A 24,293-nucleotide genomic window follows, 5' to 3' on the forward strand; every position below is an offset into this window, starting at 1 on the left:
GCCACCACCGTTACATAATCGACAAGCCGCCGTCGACCATCAGCGTGGTGCCGGTGATAAACGATGCCTCATCGCTCGCAAGCCATAGAATCGGCCATGAGACCTCCTCAGGAGACGCCCAACGTTCTAACAACGACGTGTCTTGCCTCTGTGTCTTGAGCACCTCTACACTCTTTCCAGCAGCCTGCGCCCGATTGACGTGAAAATCCGTCAGCGTCGAGCCTGGGCATATTGCGTTGGCACGCACACCGTGTACAGCCTCCTCGAAGGCAAGCGTGCGAGTCATAGCGAGCATGCCGGCCTTGGTTGCATCGTAGAGGCCCATGCCCTTGCGGCCGGTGACCGCGTAGCAGGACGACACGTTGACGATGCTCGCCGAACCCGCCGCGCGCAACAACGGCAAAGCAGCCCTGCAGTAGTTCGCGGTGCCCACCATATTCACCGACACCATGCTTTGCCATTCTTCCGGCGTCGCATCGGCGAGGGCGCTGTAGTTGCGCATTGCGGCGTTGTTGACGAGGACGTCAAGCCGGCCGAACGCACGTTGGGCAAGCTCGACGGCCGCGGAAGCTTGCTCGGCGTTCGCCACGTCAGCGACATACGTTTGAACTCTTGCCGCGGCATCACGGCCGAGCAAGTCGTCTGCGATATTGGCGAGCGCTTGTGGATTTGCGTCGACGAGGACGACTGCAGCGCCTTCGTCACAGAACACACGCGCGGTAGAAGCACCAATGCCGCCTCCGCCGCCCGTAATCAGCGCGACTTTGTCTCTTAGTCTTGAACCTTGCATCTCACGCCGGCGCGGTGCCGGCCTCCTTATGCAGCGTTGAACAATGAGCGCTGAGCCCGCTCAGATTGAGTAAATCGGCTGGCCCTTGCCATCCGAGAGATGGATGACAGCCCACTCTTGCGGTTTCCGGTCGCGCGGGAGCAAGGCGCCGGCCGCGCGCACACGCTGCTGGTCTGCATCGATTGCGGGCGGGTCGGTGTCAACCTGCAAAGAGGTAGCTGCTTCATAGAGCATGCGTCGAGCCATTACGATGGCGCGGTCCGTCGGCAACAGCTTCTCCTTGCTGTGGTCCTGAATGGGACCCATGCTTTCCTGCAGCGACGCGTCCTGCATCGCGAAGCCGAAGACGCCTGAATATGCGCGCTTGTCCTTTTGGGCCTGACGGTCAATCAGATAGTCGTTGCTCTTGTTCGCCTTCGGGCGGAACGTGCCCGGCTCGTATTCGCAGTGAATGCCCTTACCTGCGTTCAGGTCGCTTATCTCTTCCTCGGACAACGGACGGTCCGGACGGAAGTTGATACTCCACGCCCAGCAGGTATGGTCGTCAATCGGCACCCAGACGTGACCTGCTAGCGAGTGGTCGCCAAACGGCGGAATGAGCGTGTACCACGGGAAGAGGTACTGCGTGATTCGCCAGTAGTAAGAATCCGGGCCGCCATTGCGACGCCCGAAAAGCGTGAGGCCGAACGGCTGCTTCTCGATTTCGAAGATGACGTTCCCATCCGCCTTGATGTACTCGAGCGCTTTGGTGCCCTGGTGCATCGGGTCTTCGTCGACTTCGTAGCGGTGCACGTACGAGACGTGGCTCGTGTCGATGCCGCCTTCCATAGCCTGCAGATAGTTTGACTCTTGCAGACGTTTGGAAACGAATACGTGGTCCGCCGGCAGGTTGCACCATTCGAGGTCCGGCGGTGCCGGCTGCTTGTCTTTGGGGCCCATGTAAGCCCAGAGAATACCGGCGCGCTCGATACACGGGTATGCCGTGATGCTCATGTGCTTGCACGCTTGCGGCGCGGACGGCACCTCGACGCAGTTTCCGTTCCGGTCGAATTTGAGGCCGTGATACGAGCAGCGGATGCCGTTCTCCTCGTTGCGCCCGAAATAGAGCGACACACCGCGATGCGAACAGAACTCATCAATCAGCGCCGGATTGCCGTCTGAATCCCGAAACGCCAGCAACTTCTCTCCAAGGATTTGCACTCGCACCGGCGGGCAGTCTGGCTCCGCGATTTCGCTCGCCAGCAGAATTGGCACCCAGTAGCGCCGCATCAGATTACCCATTGCTGTGCCGGGACCCGTGCGCACAAGCGTTTCCGACATGTTCTTGTCCATGCTCAAACTCCAAATCGTATGTGATGTTGTCCGTCTGATGAGATTGTGTTCTCATTCTACGGACACGAAATTTGAAGTCAAGCCTCTACGAATAGGTAGTTTCTCTACAATGGCGCAGATGGCATCGGCCAAGGGGATAGCGGAACATGGAAGAAAAAAAGGCGCACGAGAGCGTTCGTGCGGTTGAACGAGCTTTAGAAATACTTTTGGCGTTCAGGCCGGGAGATGAATCTCTAACCGTCGCTGAGTTGCTTGGGCGTGTGAACCTTAGCCGTCCGACGTTGTATCGACTGCTAAACACATTGGAGCAGGCCGGGTTCCTCGCATCGACCGGTGAACCGCAGCGATTCCACCTGGGAAGCTCGGTGGCTCAATTGGCACACGTCTGGCTGAGCGAACACAGAATCGCCGAACTGGCGCAGCCGGTTCTGCGCAACCTATGGGAGGCGACGTCCGAGACCGTGGCTCTGTTTGTTCCAGATGACACGTATCGACTTTGCGTGGCAGAACTGGAGAGTCATCAGCCGCTTAGTTTTCGACGCGGTGTCGGCTACCGCGAAAAGCTTGTGCGCGGCGCCAGCGGCCGCACCATTCTTTCGCAGATGCGACTGACACCAGACGAATTAACGCGTTATCTCGTCGACCCTACCCAGGATGTGTCGGCGTTGATTCAAGACATCGAACAAATCCGTTTAAAAGGGTTCGGTACAAGTCACCACGAATTGATTGATGGCGCCGTCGCCGTGGCGGCACCTTTCTTCAACGGGGCCAATCAGGTCGCAGGCTCGCTATGCATCTTTGGTCCGAGCGTCCGGGTCACCGAGCAGCGGGTCGAGGAGTTTGGAGAGTTGCTCAAGCGCGCAACCGTCGCTTTATCTCGGCTTCTCGGCCAGCAAGTGTCCTGAGAGTTTGGGACCATGCGCGCATCGCTGGTCGTCGCATTGGCGGCAGCGGCGTAGCGATTGTCGCGGACTAAATTACCCCTACGAATCAAGGCGCCTGCTCTCTCTCAGGCACTTTGCATTTCAGCGCCAGGTCGCGGAACGCCTCACCTGCGCTAGACTGGGTTGAGCAACGGAAGGAGACTTGGATGATACGCAGAACGCTCAATGCCTCGCAGCTTCAGCAGGAGGTCGACCGGCGAATCCATCGACTGCAGGAAATCGTCGAGGATGGCGTGAAGATTCGTGTGCCGCGGCCGCAGTTGCAAGAGGCTGACAAGACAGGCTGCAACTGGAACATGACTCACTTCGGCAACGCGGTCGGCTTCGAGCGCGACATCGAGGGCGTGCTGAAAGCAGTGCGTGCGGAATACAACCTCAATACCGAAGTGAAGGACACCGGCAATCCATTTGGGGACTAACCGCGAAAGACATCGATTCGCTGTTCGTTTTTTATGGCGTGGGCACTAATGATGCGCTTACCTCGAATGGTCTACCTTGCGACGCCCCGTCGCAGATATTTTCGCTTTGAAATCTTTGCTTTCTAGCAGCATCGACATGGCCGCATGTTGCTCAAAGTTGCCGACAACTACCAAATGGACCAGTGCGGGGGCTGCGAGCAAAACAAAGCCTTCGGCCAAAACGGCAGTTGCCAGAAAAGCCGTCGTCAGGAAGGTCGCAGCGACAGAGAAGGTTGCGGTGAAGAAGGTGGTTGCCAAGAAGGCCGTGAGTGCGAAGGCGCCGGCGATACGCAAGCCGACGACGTTTTATTGCGCCTGTGCTGCCTGACGTTGCGCGGCTTGCCATCGTTGATAACCATGTCCGGTGGCTCAGGGGCTGCCTCGGAGTTCTGAAACGGTATGGTTCGCCTGGTTTGGCGCGCGATCAAGCTAAGGCATCTCGAGGAACCAGTGTGCTTCCTTCAAGATGAAATCAGGTTCGCCGTTTCCCCCCACACGCCGATGTCGTTACACTCGATGTCTGGCCATCGCTCCCTCATCTTTCGGCTCATGGATCTAAAGCAGATTCAATATTTCATCGCGCTGTTCGAAGATGGCTCCGTAACACGCGCCGCCAAGCGGCTCAATATCGTGCAGCCCGCGCTCAGCATGCAGATCGCAAAGCTCGAAACGGAACTGAACAGCCGGCTCTTTGAGCGCGGCCCGCATGGCATGACGCCCACCGACGCTGCACGGCAGATGTACCGCCTCTACATGCCGATCATGCGTGACATCGACCACGCTCGCGAGCAGCTCAGCCGGCACGATGTGATCGTCGCCGGGCGTATCTCGCTCGGGATGGTGGCGTCGGAAGCGCAGAGCGTCCTGCCGGAATCGCTCGCGCTATTCAACGCGCTCTATCCGCATGTCGAGGTGTCGGTGGCCGATGGTTTCAGCGCGCAACTGATCGACGCGGTGGAAGCGGGCCGGCTCGACGCGGCCATCATCAACCGGCCCCGCGGGCGCCTGTCGCTCGATACGTCTCCACTGGTAGTCGAAGAGATGGTGCTCGTCACGAGCGCGGAACACGGCCCTGCGCTGCCCGACACCATTACGGCATCCGCGCTGACGGAGCTCGAGCTCGTGCTTCCGACGCGCCGCAACGGCCTGCGCGGCGTGCTCGACGCCGCGCTGCTGAATGCCGATATCGTGATCAAGCCGCAGTTCGAGATCGACCTGCTGACCACGATCGTGCAATTTGTCGAACAAAGCAGCATCGCGACGATCATGCCGCGCGTGGTCGTGCAGCGGAAGGTCGACGACGGCCTGCTGCGCGCGACGCCGATCTCGGCGCCGCGCATCGTGCGTCACATCGTTTGCGTGAGCCATCCAAAGCGGCCGATCGGTCCTGCCACGACCAAGCTCATCGACATCATCGCCGATCAGATCCGCCGCGTCACCACGGGGATCGAGATCGCGGACCCCGATCCGGCCAACGGCAACCAGGCGTGAGCCGCTTCGCTGGCGCCGGCCTTCCGGCGGCTGGCGCGCGTCGCTAAGCGCATCGCTGCGGGTAGCGAACGGCGCGACGCAAATCTGCCTATCGCGCGCGGTCGCGCGATCAGTACGGGTCGCGCACCGGCGTGTTGTCGAGCTTGCCGAGCGTCTCCGGCACGACGAACGCGCCGATGAGAAATATCACGCTGATCGCGCCGACGAACACGGCAAGCGTCATCGGCAGATCGAGTGGCGTCTTCGCGACCAGCGAGACGAGCGTGGGCATCATGCCGCCGATCGCAAAGCCGATATTCCACGACAGACCCGTGCCGGTCGCGCGGATCGCCGTCGGAAACCGCTCGTTCAGGAAGATCAGAATCGGCGCATAACCTGCGCTGCCGAGCGCACTCAGGATGACCGCGTAGACACCGACCATCGTGATGGTCTGCGCCGTCGGCAACAGCAGGAACAGTGCGGGCAATGCAAACAGACGGATTGCGCCGAGCAGGATGAAGGTCCGTTTGCGGCCGATGAACGTGCTCAGGTGACCGGCCGCGACCGATGCGATTACCACGGCCACGCTGCACAACATAAGGATCGCAGCAGCCGTCCCATTCGGTGCGTGATTGACGACCTTGAGGAAGGTCGGCAGATAACCCGACGTCAGGTAGTAGCCGCTGCCGCCGCCGATCGTCAGCAGCAGGTTGACGAACAGGATCGAACGATAGTCGCGCGAGAACAGCGTGCGGATCGGCGAACGAACCACCTCGACCGGCGCGTTACGCGTCTTGTCGGCGGCGGCACGCGCGGTCTTTTCCGCGGCACGCGCGGTCTTTTCCGCGGCAAGCTTCTTCCACAGCGGCGATTCTTCGAGACTGTTGAAGACGAAGAGTCCGAGCACCGAGCTGATGATCCCGGTGAAGAACATGCAGCGCCAGCCCCACACGTCGAACAGGTCGCCGGGAAACAGCGACGACATCGCGAGATACGTCAGCGAAGCGAGCAGCGCACCAAGACCTGCCCCGCCGCCGCCAATCAACCCCGACACCGCGCCGCGATACTTCAGCGCAACGGATTCCGTGCCGATCGTGTGCGTCGACGCCACCACGCCGCCGACGAATACGCCCTGCACGAGACGCAGCAGCAGAAAGAGCACCGGCGCGATCACGCCCACCTGTGCGACGGTCGGCAGCAAACCGAACGCCGCCGTCGACAGACCGACACCGACCACCGCGAGAATCATCGCGCCCTTGCGGCCGCGCCGGTCCGCATACGAGCCGAACAACGCGGATCCGAGCGGCCGCATCAGCAGCGTGACGGCGAACGACGCATACACCGCGGCGAGCGACAACATCGCGTGTTCGGAGGGGAAGAACAACCGGCCGACCACCGGTGCGACGAACAACAGGACGAACAGATCGAACAGATCGAGTGCCCATCCCAGACACGAGGCTACCACTGCGCCCATCACCTGCCGCCTGTTGATTGCGGGCACGGCGGCGCCACTTTGCGCTGCAACGGACATCATCATCTCCTAAGTTAATACCGGGCTGGCCCAGATGTGAACTCACCCGATGTGCGACGCGCTTCGGCCTCGTGAAAGGCACGGCGCGTTCTTGTTACGTTGACGAAAATCGTTATGACGTCAGGCGAGCCAGACCGCGCTGGTCTTGCGCCGCAAACTGCGCTTGCCCGCTCCATGCCTGTCTCCCGAATTGCTCGATCTATGCGCGGCTATCAGCTACCGCGAAACACGGGCTTGCGTTTGCCATGAAACGCTTCGACGCCTTCACGGAAATCGTCCGAACTGCGCAGCCGGCTATAGCAATGTCCTTCCAGTTCGATCGCGATCGAAAGCGGCGCGTCTTCGGTGTCATTCAGCAGCTTCTTCGCAGTGCGCTGCGCGAGCGGCGAGAAGGCGCGCAACTCGTCGACGAGTGCATCGGTCGCGGCTTCGAGCTCCGCATCGGGCACGCAGTCGACCACGATGCCCCAGTCATACGCCTGCTTGCCAGGAATGCGGCGCGAGCGCATCACGATGTCCTTCGTGCGGCCGACGCCGACCATCTTCTGCAGACGCGCCGAGCCGCCCGAACCCGGAATCTGGCCGAGCTTCTGTTCCGGCAGTGCGTAGAAGCTAGTGTCGGTCGCGATGCGGAAATCACAGGCGAGCGACAGTTCGAAACCGACGCCGAAGCAGAAGCCGCGATTGGCCGCGATCACCGGCTTCGAGCACCGTGCGGGCGCGGCGACATTCCACGCCAGCTTCGACACGTGTTCCGGCGACGCTTCGAGAAAGCCCTTGATGTCGCCGCCGCTCGAAAAGTGCTCGCCTTTAGCACGCAGCACGATCACGCGGACGCGGTCGTCCTCGTCGAGTGCTTCGAATGCGGCGCGCAGTTGGTCGCGTGCATGCATCGAGATCACGTTGAACGGCGGGCGGTGCAGAATGATGTCGGCGCGTTCGCGCGCGGCGTCGATTTCGATCGAGAAGCCGTCGAGTTCTTGCAGCAGCGTCTGGCCGCGATGAGTCAAGTCAGTCATGTGTTACTCCTTTTGTGGTTCTGTCAGGTTGTGCGGCGCCGTGCTCCGGTTCGTACTCGCCCGCGGAAAGCTTGCGGCGCAGGATCTTGCCGACCGGCGATTTCGGAATGTCGACGACAAACACGTATTCGCGCGGGCGCTTGAAGTTGACGAGATCGGAGGTCCGGCAAAAGTCATCGAGCGCCTGGGCTTCGACGTATTCGCTGCGCTTGATGAAGGCGACAACACGCTGCCCCCAGCGCTCGTCTTTCACGCCAGCGACGGCCACTTCGTCCACCGCCGGATGCAGCGACAACACCGATTCGATATCGACTGGCGAGATGTTCTCGCCGCCGCTGATAATCATGTCGTCGACGCGGCCCGATACGAAGAGATCGCCGTCGTTATCGAAGTAGCCGGTGTCGCCGGTGAAATACCAGCCGTCGCGCAACGACTTCGCGTTCGCGTCGGGCCGGTTCCAGTAGCCTTCGAACGACTCGTCGCCGAGCAGGTCCGCAATGATCTGGCCTTCTTCGCCGGTTTGCGCGAGTTCGTCGGGCGACGTCGCGTCGAGCTTCACGACGCGCAGCCGCGTATTGATGCCGGCGCGGCCCGCGCTGCCGGGTTTCAGCGTCGCGTCCTGATCGATACTGAACGTGTAGACCTCGGACGAGCCGTAGTGATTGACGAACAGTTCCGGCTTGAAAGCAGCCGAAAGACGCTTCAGCAGACCGTCGTTCATCGGCGCGCCGGCAAAGCCGAGTTTCGTCACCGAACTTTTGTCGGTGCGCGCGAACTCCGGTGCGGCCAGCAGATCGTGATAGAGCGTGGGCACCAGATACAGACACGTCAGCCGGTACGTGCAGATGGAATCGAGCGCAAGGGTCGCATTCCAGCGGCGAACGCAGACGAACAGCCCGTCGACGAGTGCCATCGCCAGCAGCGAGCGCACGCCCATCGTGTGATAGAGCGGCATCACGCCGAGCGTGCGTTCGCCGTGGCGATAGAGGTTCTGTGCGACGTGCGCGAGCGCGGCGGCGCGTTCGTGGCGATGCCGGCGCGGCACGCCCTTCGCCTTGCCCGTGGTGCCGGACGTGTAGAGGATCAGCGAGTAGTCTTCCGCGGTGGCCGCAGCAACAGCTGCGCCTTCGCGCCGACGCTCGCGCAGCAGTGCATCGAACGAAATCGACGCGCCCGCCGCATCGTCCAGCGCAATGCGCGCAACGGCCTTCGCGGCGGCGCTTTGCGTGACGGCTTCGGCGGAAACCGGCTCGTACACGATGGCTTTGACGCCCGCATCGGTCACGCAGTAATCGAGCTCATCGGGTTTCGCCCGCCAGTTCAGCGGCACGATCGCCACGCCGGCGAACTGGCACGCCCAGTGCAGCGTCGCCATTTCCCAGCGGTTTTGCAGCACGACGAGCAGACGGTCACCGTGTGCGAGGCCGAGTTCGTGCAGACCGTCCGCAACGTTCAGGATGATCCGGTGCCACTGCGCATACGTGAGCGTCAGTTCACCATCGACGAGCGCCAGCGCGTTCGGGCTGCGCTCCACGCTTTGCAGAAAGGTTCGGCCGAGATCAAGCATCGCTCGTCTCCTTCTCTTCCTGCGCCTGGCGTCGGCGCGCCGCCACATCGAGCACGGCGGCGACGATCGGCGTATAGCCTGTACAGCGGCACAGATGGCCCGACAGCATGTCGCGCACCTGCGCCTCGTCTGGATCCGGTACGCGCTTCAGATAGTCGGCGCACGACATCAGAATGCCGGCGGTGCAAAAGCCGCACTGCAGCGCGTGATGACGCTGGAACGCCTGCTGAAGGTCGCCGAGCGTCTGGTCGGGCGCGAGGCCTTCTACCGTATCGATGCGGCGGCCGTCCGCCTGCAACGCGAGCATCAGGCACGAACGTCCCGCCACACCGTCGATATGAACCGTGCAGGCGCCGCACACGCCGTGTTCGCATCCGACGTGCGTGCCGGTTGCGCCCAGTTCGTGCCGCAGAAGATCGGACAGCAGATCGCGCGGCTCGCAATAGCCGCTCCGTTCGCGACCGTTGAGCGTCACGGTGATTCGCCGCCGTTCGCCGCGCGGTTGTATGCCCTGCGGCATCGTATTAACAGGGGTCTTCGGGGTCTTGCTCACTTCGCCTCCTCGATCACGCGCCATCCCAGTTGCCGGACCAGATGCCGGCGATACGTCGCACTGACATGCGCGTCGTCCTGCGCGCCCAGCTTCCAGCTCAAATCGTTCAATGCAGTACGCAAGTCGTCGCCCTGCAGACGCGGCCAGCGCTCCACCACCGGCCGGTCGGCGACGCCACCCACTGCGAGCTGGATCAGGTTATCCGTCACCACCGCCGCGCACGACACGAGGGCGAAATCGCCATGACGGGCGGAGAATTCCGCAAAGCCGTAGCGCTCGCCCGGCTTTTTCAGCGGAAAACGCACAGCCTCGACAAGTTCGTCCGGCTCGCGCGCCGTCATCAACATCCCCTGAAAAAAGTCCTCGGCGGCGAGCACGCGCTTGCGCTTTGTCGAGCGCAGCAGCACACCGCCGCCCAGGGCTGCCAATGCGAGAGGCAACTCGGCGCTCGGATCCGCGTGAGCGATCGACCCGCACACGGTGCCGCGATTGCGGATCTGAAAGTGGGAAATGTGCGGGAACGCGAGAGCGAGCAACGGCACTTCGTCGCGCAGAGACGGGCGCCACTCGACGCTGCCCTGCGTCGCCGCCGCACCAATAACGAGCTGCCCCGCCTCGTTGTCGACCCGCACCGTATTCAACTCGTCGGTGCGGGAAATATCGACGAGCCAACGCGGTTGCGCGAGGCGCATGTTCAGCACCGCCATCAACGACTGGCCGCCGGCCAGCACGCGTGCGTCTTCGCCGCCATGCGCGAGCGCTTCGAGCGCATGTTCCGTACTCGTCGCGCGCAGATAATCGAACGGCGCCGGTTTCATGTTCTACTCCTGAAGAATGCGAGGAAGCGCGAGAGCCACGAGCCTTGCGCGCGGCCTTGATCGACGGGCTTGCCTGATGCTTGCCGGCCCAGCGATTCGAACAGTTGCCGCAGCACGACTTTCGCCGCGCCTTCGAGCATCCGCCCGCCGACTGCCGCAACCTTGCCCGACACCTGCGCTTCATAGTCGTACGACAGCCGCGTGCCGCGCTCCGTGGGCGTCAGTTCTACGAGTCCTTCGCCACGCGCGGTGCCAAGTGGCGAGCTGCCGGCACCCGCGAGGCGCAGACGATGCGGCGCGTCGATATCCGACAACCCGATCCGCGCTTCGAAGCGCGCCTTGATCATGCCGACGCCGACCGTCACATCGGCGCGATACTGGTTCGGTCCGGTCGCTTCGAGCGCGTGGCAGCCTGGAATGACCTTCGCGAGCGCCTGTGGGTCCATCAGCACCGCAAAGATCGCTTCAGGTGTGGCGTCGAGATCGACAGTGCCCCGCGCCGTCAGCGCCTTGCCGCCCGCAAGCGCCTTGTTCGACGCGGCGGCCGCAGCCGCTTGAAGTAACTCGGGACGCGAAGGCGGCGGATCGTCGATGCCGATCAGGTGCATCACCTTCGCAGGCGTGAGCGGCAAGCGGATATCCTCGACGCCGAGTGCATCGGCCACTGCATTTGCGATGCACGGCGGCGTGCTCATGTTGTTGCCTTCGCCCAGCCCTTTCGCACCGAGCGGCGTGAACGGCGACGGCGTTTCCAGATGCACGATCACCGGATCAGGCACTTCGCAGGTGGTCGGCATCAGGTAGTCGGCGAGCGTGCCCGACTGGAAACTGCCGTCTGCGCCGTAGCGGAACTCTTCCATCAATGCCGCGCCCAGGCCCTGCGCGAACGCGCCACGAATCTGGCCGTCGGCGAGTGCCGGATTGAGCAGCGTGCCAGCGTCGTGGGCGGTCACATAGCGGTCGATGCGCACCCGGCCGGTTGCGCGGTCCACTTCGACGGCGCACATGTCGAACGCGAAACCGTAGGCCGCCGATGTGTTGATGCGATCCTGCTCGTCGGGCGCGTCCATGTGCGGCGGCGTCCAGAACACCGTCTCGCGCAGGCCCGGCTCTTCGCCTTCAGGCAACAGCGCGGGCGCCCAGTGCGGCGCATTGCTCGCGACGCGGCCAAACGGCAGCGCGCGGTCTTCCTTGCCCTTCGCAAAGATGCGGCCGTCTTCGAAACAGATGTCCTCGGGCGCACAACCCGATTGCTTCGCGACGATGCGGGCCACCTTGTCGCGCACACGCATCGCTGCCAGATGCACCGTGCCGGCCACCGCACCGGCAAAACGACTCGAATAGTTACCTGCCGCCACTGACCACGCGTCCTTGTGTGTATCGAACTCGACGTTGACGACGATGTCCCGCGGATTCAAACCAAGCACATCGGCGACAACCTGCGCGCAGACCGTCATGTGCCCTTGCCCCGCCGGCGTCGATGCAATCGTCACGACCACGCCGCCGAGCAGATCGACGCTGACTGTCGCGCTCGCGATGGCGCCGCTCTTCGGGCCGGCTTTTTTGCGCGCCTCGGCGGGCATCACGGTCGTGATGTAGCCCATGTTCGACACAGACGGCTCAACGATCGCCGCAAAGCCGATGCCATACACACGTCCTTCGCGGCGCGCCGCATCGCGACGCGCGACGAGTTCGTCGTAGCCGCCTTCAGCGAGCGAGCGGCGCAGCGCTTCCTGATAGTTGCCGGAATCGAGTAGCGCACCCGCTGCGGCTCGATACGGGAACGCCTCAGCGGCGACGAAGTTGCGGCGATACACGTCGAGCACCTCGAGCTTCAGTTCGATCGCGATGCGCTGCATCAGACGTTCAAGCGCGAAATACACCTGCGGTCCGCCGAAACCGCGGACGAGGCCCGTCGGCGTTTTATTCGTGAGCGTCACGCGGTTGCGCACGACGAGATTCGGAATCGCGTAGGCGCCCGTCAGGCAGCCATGCATCCGGTAGAACGTTGCTGGCTCCGGCGCACGCAGATAGCCGCCGCAGTCCTCGATCTGGTCGTATGAGAGCGCGGTAATGCGGCCGTCGCCCTCAACTGCGGCTTCGAGCGTCGTCAGGCGCGCGGTGGCCGACGTGGCCGCGCTCAGATGTTCGAGGCGATCCTCGACCCATTTCACCGGTGCACCGGCCTTGCGCGACGCAAGGCACATCAACACCACATACGGAAACACCGCCTGTTTCACGCCGAAGCTGCCGCCCGAATCGCGCGGCGCCTTGTGCCGCAGACGATTTGCCGGCACGTTCAGCGCCATCGACATCACCGCATGCAGCGAGAAGGGCCCCATGAAATTCGACGTGACGTCGTAACCCTCATCGCCGGACAGATACTCGGCGATCACCACGCCGCATTCGATCGGCGCACACGTGTTGCGCGGATAGTGCGCGTCGATTGTCACGCGATGCGGCGCGCGTTCGAATGCTGCTTCGGGCTCGCCATAGCGATAGTGACGATCGCTGATCACGTTCGTGCCGACCTTCGGATGCAGAACCGGTGCATCGTCGGCGATCGCGTTTTCGATCGACGTCACCGGCGGCAGCGTCTGGTACTCGACCTTGATCAGATCGAGCGCGTCTTCAGCGAGCGCACGCGATTCGGCCAGCACCACGGCAACCGGTTCGCCGACATAGCGCACGCGGTCCATCGCGAGCGCCCACTGCTCCATCGGCGACTTCACGCCGACCACGAACGGCCGCGACCAGCCCGGCAGATCATCACGTGTGAGCACGGCACGCACGCCGGCCAGTTTGAGCGCAGCGTCCGTGTCGATGCTGCGCAGTTCCGCATGGGCGTGCGGCGAGCGCAACACCGCAGCGTGCAGCGTGCCGGGTTTCACGGCGATGTCGTCGCCGTAACGTCCGCGGCCGGTCAGGATCGCCGGATCTTCGACGCGTTCCATCGAGCGGCCCACATGGCGCTGGCGCTGGCGTTCAGCCGACGTTTCGGGCTCGCCAGCGGGGCGTGCATCCGCTACCAGTTCGGCAACTGTATCGCGCTGATTCATTTCATTGCTCCCTGCCCGCGCGTGGCGGCTGCATCGGCGTCGTCGCCCTCGTCGTTCCCGCCTCGGTTGAACTCGCTGGCAAGACCGCTCCAGCGGCGCGCAATCTCGCGATGCTCGATGCCGAACAGATCCATGATCCGGCCGACCGTGTGATCGACGATGTCGTCGACGGTTTGAGGGTGCGCATAGAACGCGGGCACCGGCGGCATCACGATCGCGCCCATTTCGGTGGCGAGCGTCATGTTGCGCAGGTGCGCGAGATTGAGCGGCGTTTCGCGCGCGACGAGCACGAGGCGACGACGCTCCTTGAGCATCACGTCCGCGGCGCGCGTCAGCAGGTTGTCGGCGAAACCGTTGGCGACGCTCGCCAGCGTTTTCATCGAGCACGGCGCGATCACCATGCCCGCGGTGAGAAACGAGCCGCTCGCCACCGTCGCGCCGATGTCGCGCACGTTGTGGACGACGTCGGCGAGGTCGTCGAGGTCTGAACGCGTAAGACCGAGCTCCTGCGCGGCGGTAATGGCGCCCGACGGCGACACGATAAGATGCGTCTCGGCCGTGCCGAGCCGGCGCAAGGCCGCCAGCAGCCGCACGCCGATGACTGCACCACTCGCACCCGAAATGCCGACGACGATCCGTTCACGCGTTTGCGTTGACTGCATGGCTGTGCCTCGCTCAGACCGCGTCGCGCAGCTGGCCGCTGTGCAGATAGGCATCGAACGCCGCGTTGCTCGTGGCGACGAGCCGGTCGAGATTGACGGCGTCCTGCCCCGGAATCCGCACGCGGGTGAATACATGTGCCGGATAGACGACCGGGCGCGTCGCGTCGAGACCCATCTTGGCGCTGACGCCCTGCATGTGCGGCGGCGCATCGTCGGGCTGGCCGACGGTCGTCGATGGATCGAGCGGCGAGCCCTGTGCGCCGGCCACAATCACGAGATCCCGATCCGCCTGGAAGCGCGTCGCGATCGCCCATTCGATTTCGGCAGGATCGTGCACGTCCACATCGGTATCGACGACGACCACCTGCTTGATGTCGTAGTGCGCGCCGAACGCGCACAAAATCACGTTTTTCGCTTCGCCTTCGCGCTTCTTGTCGAACTGGACCCACAGGTGATACCGGCACACGCCGCCCACCGACAACTCCACGTCCTTCACGCCTGGATGGCTGCGCTGCAGATGCGCCAGCAAGGTCGCTTCGCGCGGAATGGCGCCGAGCAGCAGATGCTCCATTTCAGCCGGAACAATCGTGTGATAAATGGGCCGTTCGCGATGTGTGACTGCCGTCACGTCGATCACCTCACGCGCTTCGCGCGCGCTGTAGTACTTCGGGAATTCGCCGAACGGACCTTCGGGCTCGCGCACCTTGGGCAGGATGCGGCCCTCGATCACGATTTCCGAAAACGCGGGTACACGCACGTCGTTCGTCACGCACTTGACGACCGGCAGCGGCGCGCCGTGCAAGGCACCGGCGATCTCCAGTTCGTCGCTGTCGATCGGGGAAATAGCCTGCGACGCCAGCATCGTCAACGGATCGACGCCAATCGCGATCGCCACGTCGAGGGCGTCGCCCGCCGCTTCCGCGGCCTGATAGAACGCCAGCAGATGACGCGGCAACATCAGGATCGCCATGCGGTCCGGGGCGTGCACCTGAATGCGGTTGATCGACACGTTCTGGATGCCGGTCCGCGGATTACGCGCAATCACGAGGCCGGCCGTGATGTAGGGACCGTTGTCGTGCTCGCTGTGTGTCGGGATCGGCAGCAATGCGTGCAGATCGATGCCCTGCGTGCGGACGACCTGCTGGCACGCGGCCTCGTCGCGTGGCAGTTCGTGCCAGGCAACAGGATGCCCGGCCGCATCGCGAAAGCGTTCGAGCAGCGCGGCCTCGGGCACGCCCATCGCTTCGGCGATCCACGCGCGCTTCGACATGAAGCCGCTCACTACCGGAATGGCGTGGCCGCCGGGCTTGAGAAAAATGGCGGCTTGTTCTCCGTCGAGCCGTTTGGCGACTGCCGCGAGTTCGTGTTGGAGTGAAACCGGCTGATCGATCGTCGCGACGCGGCCCGTTGCCGACAGGCGTTCAAGCCAGTGGCGCAGCGTCGGCGCGGTGCTCTGCGGCGCCCATGAGGATTGAGGTGGCCGCTGCCTGCGGCATCGCGTGAGTCCATTTACGTCTCCATCGGTGCTTGCCGTCGGGCGCCGGAACGAGTCTGTCGGGCGGACCTGCAACAAGTTGGAATGAAGCGTAGCGAGAACGGGCTATAACTTCTAATATTGTTTTTTGATGTCTTTCATCATTAGTTTTGATATCAGTGTTAGCCCCGATGACGCCCTTCGTGCGCTCGGTTATCAATAGGCAACGCTTCCGGTAAGGGTCTTTCTCAGCTATTCAGATAGCCACGCGCTGTGCTGTTTTCGCCGGCTTTCGTGAGTGACCTGATGGACCACGCAGCGGATATTAACTTTCGTGATGCACCCCGTGGCACCCCATCTGGACGTCAAATGGACCTCTCATGGACCTGAAGCAGATCCAGTATTTCATCGCGCTGTTCGAGGACGGCTCCGTGACGCGCGCCGCCAAGCGCCTGAACATCGTGCAGCCGGCGCTCAGCATGCAGATCGCCAAGCTCGAGGAAGAACTGCATCAACAACTGTTCGACCGTGGCGGGCACGGCATGGCGCCCACCGCCGCCGGACGGCTGATGTACCGCCTCTTTCTGCCGATCATCCGCGATCTCGCGCATGCGCGTCAGCAAATGGTTCAGCGCGACGAGATCGTAACGGGCCACGTGTCGATCGGGCTGATTGCATCGGTGACGGAAAGCGTGCTCGCTGATTCGCTGTCGCGCTTTCACGCGCGCTATCCGCATGTCGAAGTCACCATCGCCGACGGCTACACCGCGACCTTCATCGACTGGGTGTCGGGCGGCCAGCTCGACGCCGCGCTGATCAACAAGCCGCGCTCGCGCCTGTCGCTCGACTCGCAGCCGCTCCTCGATGAAGAGATGGTGCTCGTCACCAGCGCCGAACATGGCCCCGAACTGCCGCATGCGATCGAGCTCGCGCAACTACCCGAACTCGAACTCGTGCTGCCCACCAAGCGCCACGGCCTGCGCGGCGTGCTCGATACGGCCGCGCAGCATGAGGACGTGCTGCTTGCGCCGCGCTTCGAAATCGATGTGTTGAGCACGATCGTGAAGCTCGTCGAAAGCACCCACTTTGCGACGATCCTGCCGCGCATCGCGGTTGAACGTGCAGTGCGCCGAGGTGCGTTGCGCGCCTATCCGATTCTCGCGCCGCGCATCGTACGCCATATCGTGCGCATCAGTCATCCGCGGCGGCCGTTGAGCGCTGCTGCCGAAGCGCTGATCGACATCATCGCCGACGAATTACGTGAAGTGTCGAGCGAATCAACGCGCTGTGCCACGCATGATCAAGGGACCGCTTCGAGAATTAATCCGTGATCAGTTTCCGTCCCGTAAGAAAGCCGTTAGGACGGACACTATGTTCCAGTGGCGGCCGGGTGCGTCCGGCGGATGCCGCTCCGGTAGCTGTATGTGCACGCGCAAAGCTCCCGGCACGCCAGCGGCGATTTCGCCATGCGGGTCCGCAGTTCGTCGCGAATCTGCTCAGCGGCTAGAACGGCCTTCGGCATCGGACTGCCTCCCTCGGTCGCACGTCCGGATCGGGGCTGAATGGCCCATACGTTCGCTGGTCGCTTACGTCGACGGTGAGCGACGTTTTCGGTTCGCCAACTCAACCTATCGCGAGTGGCTGGGGTTGGACCCGGAGGAGATCGTGGGACGGCTCACCCATGAGGTTCTCGACGCTGACTATTTTGCTGCCATCGAGCCGTACGTCCAACGCGTGCTCAACGGGGAAAGGGTCGAGTACGAGGTTCACGATTCACCGGCCGGCGTGCCGGGTTGAGATCGACCCCCGTATCATGCCGGCCGAACCGGACCGGCCAGCTTTGCGCCGCAACGCGATTCATCAGCGCACAGGGCACCTAGTGTCGCGACCGCTTTATCGAGCCGCGCCGACCACGGGTATCCATAGTTCAGACGCATACGGTGCCGGAAGGCGCCGTCCGCAGAGAAGATAGGTCCGGGCGCGATGCTGATCCCACTGTTAAGCGCAGCCTGGAAGAGCTGTATCGAGTCTACGTGATCCGGTAGCGCCACCCATGTGAAATAACCGCCGTCAGACCTCGTCGCCATCGTATTGGCCGGGAAGTACCGGCTGATCGCGTCGAGCATCTGCGATTGCTGAAGGGCCAACTCGCGACGTAGTTTGTGCAGGAAACGTTCATATCCGCCATGCTCCAGATAGTCGGCGATTGCGCGCTGCGCGGGCATGCTGGCCGATAACGTGGTCATCCATTTCGCGTGTTCCAGCCTGCCCGCGAACCTTCCGGCTGCCGCCCAGCCGATACGATATCCGGGCGCAAGGCACTTCGCGAACGATCCACAATGGATCACAAGACCTTTCCGATCGAAGAATTTGGCCGGACGCACCGGATCCGGGCCAAAATGCAGCTCGTTGTAGACGTCATCCTCGATGAGCGGCACGTCGTGTCTGGCGAGCAGATCAACCAGTGCCTGCTTCCTGGAATCGTCCAGCGTCACCCCGGTCGGATTGTGGAACGAGGTCATGAACCAGCAGGCGCGAACCGGATGTTGCTGCAGCGCTTGCGCGAGTGCATCCAGATCATGACCCTCCACCGGGTCAACAGGAATCTCCACTACGTTCAGCCTCAGACGCTCGATAGCCTGCAGCGCTGCATAGAACGTCGGCTTTTCGATCACGATCACATCGCCTGGAGCGGCGAGCAACTGGGCGCTTAGCGTCAGGGCTTCGAGTGCACCGCTCGTAATGATTATCTCGTCGACGGGCACCGTCATCCCCGCCATCAGGTAACGCAGCGAAATCTGCTGGCGCAATCCTTCGTACCCCGGCGGCAGTCCGTCAACCATGCTGGCCAGGTGCGTTGAACGATTGACCTTCGCGCACGACTTTCCGACGCGCGCCATCGGAAACAGCGCAGGGCTCAAAAACGCAGAACCAAGTGGGACAGTCTCGGCATGCCTGATCGTCTTGAGGACCTCAAAGACAAGGTCGCTGATATTGACGGTCTTCGGGTCGGTACTCATCGAGGTCCCGGGACTTCGCCGCAGCAATTCTCCGGAACTCGGCGACACGAAATAGCCTGAACGCGGGCGCGCCTTAATCATGCCCCGGTTTTCGAGCAGGTAGTAAGCACGAAATACCGTCGCGGGGCTCACGCCCCAAGCCTTGCACGCCGCGCGAACCGAGGGGATACGCGCGCCGGGTGGCAGATCACCGCGCTTGATGAGCTCACTGAGTTGGTGGGCTAGCCGCTCATACCGCTTCAACTTGTACTCCTCACAGATAACACCGTTTCGTGCGTCGGGCCCGCCCCGGTAGCACGCACTTAACCTTATAAGAATGCCACTTATCAATCTGATACGGCCTTTCTTTTGCAATCTGCTTCTATTGCGACCGCGCACACGCTGGCAAAGTGCAGCGCAGACAGTTTCCCCTTCTTTCGATGTTTAGCCTGCTTGTAGCGGTCCAATCGGTAGAGACTTTTAAGCCGAATTTTTTAGCGATAAATCAATGGCATTTGGGTTCCCGGTATCAACCATCAGATGCAGCGCGTTCATCGTGCTCCGTCGGGCCTGGAGACGACATATGGCAGTCGTGCTCGTCACCTGCGCAGGCACCTCACTCGCTGTTGCAGGTCCGGCCGACACTGGTTCCAGTCGCAGTCTTACGTTTGAACGCAACGTCTGGCAGCAATTGACGGACTGGCTTGCGGGTCCACCAGCGCCCCCAATCCGCTTCGGCTCAGCCTGCGCGTCCGTTGCGCAGCTGCCCTCTATTCCCGCCGCCCTTGCCGGACCGGTTGCTGGCCCGATGCCCGTACTGATTAATACTTGCGATTCGCTGGACGGCACGCGTGGCGATGCCCCCGGCACCGCTGCTGCGATGGCCAGTTCGGGGCCGAACGTTGTGACGCCGCTTAGGGAACTGCGGTGGCAAATCAGCGACCACGCGGCGGCAGAACGAAACGGCCTTCTGGCCTCTGACGCAGTGGCCGATACCGCGTCGCGGGTCGACCGCGCGGAGCAGTCGCCAGAACCACCAGCGATGTCAACCCCGGTTTGCTCATTGGGTAGGGGTTGTGAGACACAAGCGGTCTCACCTTCGGTCGAGACCGATACACTCGCCTCGGTGCAGCTTTCGTCGCGCACTGCTACGCAGCCTTCCTCAGTATGGACCATATTGGGATTTATATTGTGGCCGATTCTGGTGATGGTCCTGGTCGTCGTTGTCGGTTGGGCCCTCAAAAGGTGGTTTCGCTACGACAAGTCCCTGCTGCGTGCAGCGCGTGCAGGGCTGCGCCGTGGCCGGTTCCATGTTCAGTATCAACCTGTCGTTGGCGTGCGGCGGGCCAGGTGTGTCGGCGTCGAAGCATTTCTGCGCTGGGACAACGAGAAATATGGCGCGCTGGGCCCGGCCCACTACATGGAAATCATTGAGAGCAGTAGCCTGATTGGGCCAATGACGCGATTCATCCTATCGCGTGCCGCTCAGGATCTGCGGGAAATCGGTGCTCCGAAATCGCTCTACCTGGGCGTTACCGCTCCCGCATCTTACCTGGTAAGTTCCGCGTTCATCGCGGACCTTGGTGACGTTGGCTCCCTCGGTCTTCCACCGCTAATACTGAAGATCGGGGCAGACAGCGTGAGGAAGTTCAGAGAACGACTCATCCCGATGATGGCGCAGGCGCGTGATAAAGGAATGCGCTTTGCCCTGTCGGGCTTGCGCCCCACTGACGTCGGACTGGAACTGCCGCCAGACATGACCTTTGAGATGGTGAAGATTGACAGGGAAGTGCTGGGAATGGATCCCGATGAGCGCTCCGGACAGATCACTGCGTTGACGAGCATAGGCCATGAGATGGACGCTGTGGTCGTGGTCGAAGGCATTGAGAACACGGCACATCACAACATCGCGCGGGCAAGCCGGGCCGAATTCGGTCAGGGTTTCTTCTACAGCCGTGCGCTCGGCGCAAGCCAACTGAAGGCATTTCTCCAGACTGCTAACGCTCCGTCCTCAAAGTCGGCGGGAGCTGCAACCGTGCTCGGCTGGCGGGTCCGAAATTTCTAAATGAGGCATTCCGCCCGCAACCGGATCAACTCGGCACAACCTCAATTAATTTGCATGACATAATAATGAAGCGCTATATCCAGCGGCGGCACAGTTCGAAAACCTGATTGCGAACGGCACGCTTGAGCGCGGCGTGCGGCTCCCGTCGGTGCGCCAGGCGAGCAGTTCGTACCGCGTCAGCCCTTCAACAGTTTTCCAGGCTTACTACACGCTCGAACGACGAGGCCTGATCGTAGCAAGACCTCGGTCGGGGTATCTTTCCAGCTCCCGCCACGTCGAACGCAGCGGGCCGGTTTCCGGCACTACGCTCTCCTGTGTGCTTCATGTCAAGATTTAACTGAGTGTCTGCAATGGCCGATGAGCGAGCGCCCGTCCTCTACTGTTGGATGGCCGATTACGGGGCGGACCCGTCGCCTCAACGTCCGCGCAGAGACGCATGTGACCGTCCGCTCCTGGCCGAACCCGATCGAACGCTAACCTCAAATCGATCGCCGCTCGCTGCGTTTATCCCTGCGGTCGCAGACGCTTACCGAATGGGTGCAGGAAAGTGAAACACCGCTTCATAGTTTCGCGGTCTGTTCCGGCAGCGACGTTGGCAAGAAGCGCAAGAAGGACGACGACATCGCACAGACCTTCCCGCACGAACTACGCCAGTCGAACTCCACGAGAGGATCGCGTTTCTCCAGTTCCACTGACTTCATCGTCCCGAAGCCGGAGCAGACCTAGCTGGGATAGGCGGCAATGGAGAACGCGGTAGCCGTAGTCAATACAGCGCGAGCATGCAGAAACAAGGACGGATTTCAGCGCGCCGCGCTTCGAGACGCAGGGAGACATTATTCCGTACGCTGCCCCGGGGTTATGGGCAACGTACGGGAGCAGAATACAAGCCTTGGTTACGAGTGCGGGATGCGCAATCGAAAGGCCGGTGCGGGCGCCCTCCACGCTATCACCAGAATTTCCCCTTCGCCTCGGTCGTCGCGCTTGCCCGCGCGTTTATCTTCGCCGACCTCGCCCGAACGGGCGGCTGTGCGACGAGTTATTCCTTAGTCGAGAAGGCCGAGAAAGCGTCCATGACTCGGCCGGAATAGGCGACCGCAGCGCCGGCGTTCATCGCAATGGCGACGCCCAGCGCCTCGGCGATCTCCTCACGAGTCGTGCCGAGGTCGATCGCCTTCTTCGTATGATTCGCGATGCATCCGTCACTGCGGGTGGTCACAGCTACCGCCAACGAAATCAATTCGCGCGTTTTAGCGTCCAGATGTCCCGTTTGAGCGTCGGCGGCACAAATCTGGCGGTATCCCCCGATTGTCTCCGGGCTGGCCTCGGCCAGTTCTTTCACGGACCCGCTAACTTTGGGGAGAAACGACTTCCAGTCAATAAGCATGGGTGTGGTCTCCGTAGGAATATCATTTTCAGTGATAGGGATGACGACCTCTGCGACGGTATCGACGTGCCATGATGAGTCGCTCTTTCATCTGAGGGAATCGTCGATGGCGAGATTACCATGATCGGGCTGGATATTGAGAAGAACGAATTTCAGATTCACGGCTTTGATACTGCCGGGCAGGTTCCCATACCGAACTGTTCCGGTGTCGCCCGAATGCTCAGGCCCGCCACGCCCGAATCGCGGCGTAGTCGCGCCTGCGCGCTCGGCCGGTGTACTTGCCCGTTGCCTTGACGATCACGACGCTGCGGCGATGTATCTCCGCAACGTCGCGGTATCGTTTTGGATTCGCCCGGGGCACCGGCGACGGAGTACACCGTTTCGAACCCGACGATATTTAAGGTGGCGCAACACGGTTACCGGCCGAAGGCTTTGGCTGATGACGCGACGAGCTCTGTCGGTGTTTGACAGTCAGCGATCTGGGGCAAAGGCAACGTTCAACTGAACGATCCAAGGATCGGACGATCACCTTCCGGCGATCGGGTGCTCACGCACCCACCAGCCGCATCGCCTTCATCGTCTTCTTGAAGCCCAGGATTCTCAGCACTCTTTTCGGAGGCCTGTACCTCCTCTGGCTGGCCTTCAAATCGGGACGCACTGCTCTTGCCACTGCAGCTACAACCTCACCGAAACGGGAACAGCCAGAGAAGTTGACGAGCCTGTACGCGCGAGGCGCGTTGCTGCATCTGACAAATCCGAAGGCCATACTCGTGTGGGTTTCGATTGTCGCCCTCTCTTCGAACAACTCGGGATCTGCCTACGGGGCCGTGATTCCAGGCTGTGCGGTCATTGGATGCCTGGTGTTCAGCGGGTATGCCGTCCTGTTTTCCATGGACTCAGTTCGCCGGCTATACATTCGGACCCGTCGCGCTCTGGAAGGATGCCTTGCTGTCGTATTCGGGGTTGCCGGGATCAGGCTTCTGGCATGGCCTTACAGATAGGGGCTCGGAAAGAGGCCTGACGATCTTGCCGGCCCTTTATGCCCTAAACTCTGTGCCCTTTCATTCATCTCCAGAGGAAGCCCTATGTACTCTTCCACCTTCATTTTCAGGGCCGGTCAGTACGACGAGGAATTCCATCGCCTCGACCAGGAGATCGCCGAAATGGCGCGTGCAATTCCTGGGTATCTGGGTGAAGAGACCTGGGAGAGCGCCAGCGCCGGATTGATCCAGAACGTCTACTACTGGGAGTCGGAAGACGCACTGCTGCAATTGATCAGGCATCCGACGCACGTCGAAGCGAAGTCGAAGCAGGCCCGCTGGTTGGACGGCTACCGGGTCGTCATTGCGAAGGTGATCCGGGAATATGGGGATGGCGGCCTCGTGACGCGCAAGGAAGATCAGCCTGCTTGATCGAAACCGCTCTCACATCGTGTTCGAGGTAGCGTGGCCATCTTGCCCCGATCCGTTGCGAACGTTTGCCGTTCGGGCATGAGTGTCCGATGAATTTCGTCGCCGGGACGCTTGCGCGCACGGTCTCGCACATGCGTTCATTCTGCGGCACGATGACCCAGCTCCGACGCCCCGCTAGAGACACCACCGACGCCTGTGCTCGACGGTCCCCCATTCTCAGCGGCGACGCGCGCTTCGGCCGCGAGGAAGTCATCTGGGAAGTTAATGTCGCGATGCCCGGGATGGTAGCCGGCGTTTTCGATCTGAATCAGCTGGGCGCGCACCTGCGCACGGGTAAGAGGTGGATTGTCTTGTTGGGCGAAGGAAACCACTGGTGCGGCGAGTGCGATGGCAGCAGCAGCGATTCGAATGACGGACTTCAAATGTTGTACCTCCTGGATTGTCGACCGCTGCGCGCAATACCGTTTGCAGCCGGTAACGACAGGTTAATTGGACCAAGCTTAAGGCCCGCTTAACGGGCGTCTAACGTCGCAGCGCTACTTGGCAGCTTGACGAAGGGAGCTCCCGGGATGACCGATCCGCACGGCGTTGATGCATGGAGGCGACGCTGTGCGCAATGCGCCTGCTGAACACCTACATGTGCTCAAGAGGGAACGGCGGCTCGATCGCATGCCGCTTCACGCTAATCCGTGAAGAATCCAAAAAAGACGGTTTCGCACTCTGCAGGGTACTGATTAGTCGCTTGTGGGTAGCTCC

Annotated in this window: 21 protein-coding genes and 2 pseudogenes; 10 read left to right on the forward strand and 13 right to left on the reverse strand. The window is 62.0% G+C overall.

The genetic code is table 11. From position 1 onward, the window contains the following. Positions 1-10 precede the first annotated feature (10 nt). Both AYM40_RS12125 and AYM40_RS12130 read right to left on the reverse strand, forming a co-directional pair. Entirely contained in the window at positions 11-790 is a 780-nt protein-coding gene (locus tag AYM40_RS12125) for an SDR family NAD(P)-dependent oxidoreductase (RefSeq protein WP_063496434.1), read from the reverse strand. 60 nt (positions 791-850) lie between these two features. After that, the gene (locus AYM40_RS12130) at positions 851-2,122 is read right to left on the reverse strand and encodes an aromatic ring-hydroxylating dioxygenase subunit alpha (protein ID WP_063496435.1); all 1,272 of its coding nucleotides are present in this window, start codon (positions 2,120-2,122) and stop codon (positions 851-853) included. 146 nt (positions 2,123-2,268) lie between these two features. Here AYM40_RS12130 and AYM40_RS12135 point away from each other — a divergent pair, with 146 nt between their 5' ends. The 4 genes from AYM40_RS12135 (at position 2,269) to AYM40_RS12150 (ending at position 5,015) form a co-directional block, all read left to right on the forward strand. Next, positions 2,269-3,027, forward strand: coding sequence for an IclR family transcriptional regulator (locus AYM40_RS12135; RefSeq protein WP_063496436.1), 759 nt, complete (start codon positions 2,269-2,271; stop codon positions 3,025-3,027). 185 nt (positions 3,028-3,212) lie between these two features. After that, positions 3,213-3,485: a hypothetical protein gene (locus AYM40_RS12140; RefSeq protein WP_063496437.1), complete on the forward strand. Its 273-nt coding sequence runs from the start codon at positions 3,213-3,215 to the stop codon at positions 3,483-3,485. A 144-nt stretch (positions 3,486-3,629) separates the two neighbouring features. Next, positions 3,630-3,917, forward strand: a complete 288-nt coding sequence (locus tag AYM40_RS41385; RefSeq protein ID WP_158515277.1) for a hypothetical protein — start codon at positions 3,630-3,632, stop codon at positions 3,915-3,917. 156 nt (positions 3,918-4,073) lie between these two features. After that, on the forward strand, positions 4,074-5,015 hold the full coding sequence (locus AYM40_RS12150) for a LysR family transcriptional regulator (RefSeq protein WP_063496439.1): 942 nt from the start codon (positions 4,074-4,076) through the stop codon (positions 5,013-5,015). A 109-nt stretch (positions 5,016-5,124) separates the two neighbouring features. Here AYM40_RS12150 and AYM40_RS12155 read toward each other — a convergent pair whose 3' ends face one another. The 8 genes and pseudogenes from AYM40_RS12155 to AYM40_RS12190 form a co-directional block, all read right to left on the reverse strand. Next, positions 5,125-6,525: an MFS transporter gene (locus AYM40_RS12155; RefSeq protein ID WP_063496440.1), complete on the reverse strand. Its 1,401-nt coding sequence runs from the start codon at positions 6,523-6,525 to the stop codon at positions 5,125-5,127. A 212-nt stretch (positions 6,526-6,737) separates the two neighbouring features. After that, positions 6,738-7,544, reverse strand: a complete 807-nt coding sequence (locus AYM40_RS12160) for an enoyl-CoA hydratase/isomerase family protein (protein WP_063496441.1) — start codon at positions 7,542-7,544, stop codon at positions 6,738-6,740. Next, entirely contained in the window at positions 7,537-9,111 is a 1,575-nt protein-coding gene (locus AYM40_RS12165) for an AMP-binding protein (RefSeq protein ID WP_063496442.1), read from the reverse strand. Before AYM40_RS12165 ends, AYM40_RS12160 begins: the two co-directional genes overlap by 8 nt. After that, entirely contained in the window at positions 9,104-9,631 is a 528-nt protein-coding gene (locus AYM40_RS12170; RefSeq protein WP_063496443.1) for a (2Fe-2S)-binding protein, read from the reverse strand. The genes AYM40_RS12165 and AYM40_RS12170 overlap by 8 nt, the downstream gene beginning before the upstream one ends. Before the next feature lie 29 nt (positions 9,632-9,660). Further along, positions 9,661-10,482, reverse strand: coding sequence for an FAD binding domain-containing protein (locus AYM40_RS12175; protein ID WP_063496444.1), 822 nt, complete (start codon positions 10,480-10,482; stop codon positions 9,661-9,663). Beyond that, on the reverse strand, positions 10,479-13,541 hold the full coding sequence (locus AYM40_RS12180) for a xanthine dehydrogenase family protein molybdopterin-binding subunit (protein WP_063496445.1): 3,063 nt from the start codon (positions 13,539-13,541) through the stop codon (positions 10,479-10,481). Before AYM40_RS12180 ends, AYM40_RS12175 begins: the two co-directional genes overlap by 4 nt. Further along, a complete protein-coding gene (locus tag AYM40_RS12185) occupies positions 13,538-14,203 on the reverse strand; it encodes a UbiX family flavin prenyltransferase (protein ID WP_063496446.1) in 666 nt (221 codons plus the stop codon). The genes AYM40_RS12180 and AYM40_RS12185 overlap by 4 nt, the downstream gene beginning before the upstream one ends. Positions 14,204-14,216: 13 nt before the next feature. Further along, positions 14,217-15,712, reverse strand: a pseudogene (locus AYM40_RS12190) (UbiD family decarboxylase). Between the two features lie 345 nt (positions 15,713-16,057). Between AYM40_RS12190 and AYM40_RS12195 the strand changes: the two are divergent. Both AYM40_RS12195 and AYM40_RS38445 read left to right on the forward strand, forming a co-directional pair. Then, the gene (locus AYM40_RS12195) at positions 16,058-17,008 is read left to right on the forward strand and encodes a LysR family transcriptional regulator (protein ID WP_063496447.1); all 951 of its coding nucleotides are present in this window, start codon (positions 16,058-16,060) and stop codon (positions 17,006-17,008) included. Positions 17,009-17,099: 91 nt separating this feature from the next. Beyond that, positions 17,100-17,474, forward strand: a complete 375-nt coding sequence (locus AYM40_RS38445; RefSeq protein WP_236720833.1) for a PAS domain-containing protein — start codon at positions 17,100-17,102, stop codon at positions 17,472-17,474. A gap of 14 nt (positions 17,475-17,488) precedes the next feature. Here the strand turns inward: AYM40_RS38445 and AYM40_RS12200 are convergent, their stop codons facing one another. Then, complete coding sequence (locus AYM40_RS12200) at positions 17,489-18,940, reverse strand: PLP-dependent aminotransferase family protein (RefSeq protein WP_063496448.1); 1,452 nt, start codon at positions 18,938-18,940, stop codon at positions 17,489-17,491. Positions 18,941-19,259: 319 nt separating this feature from the next. Here AYM40_RS12200 and AYM40_RS12205 point away from each other — a divergent pair, with 319 nt between their 5' ends. After that, positions 19,260-20,741 carry an EAL domain-containing protein gene (locus AYM40_RS12205; RefSeq protein WP_236720834.1) on the forward strand — a complete coding sequence of 494 codons (1,482 nt, stop codon included), beginning with the start codon at positions 19,260-19,262 and terminating at the stop codon, positions 20,739-20,741. Positions 20,742-20,874: 133 nt separating this feature from the next. Further along, complete coding sequence (locus AYM40_RS43710; RefSeq protein WP_420488450.1) at positions 20,875-21,078, forward strand: GntR family transcriptional regulator; 204 nt, start codon at positions 20,875-20,877, stop codon at positions 21,076-21,078. Between the two features lie 699 nt (positions 21,079-21,777). On the opposite strand, the gene AYM40_RS12215 is transcribed toward AYM40_RS43710, so the two are convergent. Next, positions 21,778-22,125, reverse strand: coding sequence for a carboxymuconolactone decarboxylase family protein (locus tag AYM40_RS12215; RefSeq protein ID WP_063496451.1), 348 nt, complete (start codon positions 22,123-22,125; stop codon positions 21,778-21,780). A gap of 569 nt (positions 22,126-22,694) precedes the next feature. Here AYM40_RS12215 and AYM40_RS38455 point away from each other — a divergent pair. Continuing rightward, positions 22,695-23,126 (forward strand): annotated as a pseudogene (locus AYM40_RS38455) (LysE family translocator); the annotation flags it as partial. A gap of 84 nt (positions 23,127-23,210) precedes the next feature. Further along, positions 23,211-23,537, forward strand: a complete 327-nt coding sequence (locus tag AYM40_RS12225) for an antibiotic biosynthesis monooxygenase family protein (RefSeq protein ID WP_063496453.1) — start codon at positions 23,211-23,213, stop codon at positions 23,535-23,537. A gap of 137 nt (positions 23,538-23,674) precedes the next feature. On the opposite strand, the gene AYM40_RS38460 is transcribed toward AYM40_RS12225, so the two are convergent. Then, positions 23,675-23,959, reverse strand: a complete 285-nt coding sequence (locus AYM40_RS38460) for a DUF4148 domain-containing protein (RefSeq protein ID WP_082855062.1) — start codon at positions 23,957-23,959, stop codon at positions 23,675-23,677. Positions 23,960-24,293: the final 334 nt, after the last annotated feature.

This window comes from Paraburkholderia phytofirmans OLGA172 (assembly GCF_001634365.1).
GTDB lineage: Bacteria > Pseudomonadota > Gammaproteobacteria > Burkholderiales > Burkholderiaceae > Paraburkholderia.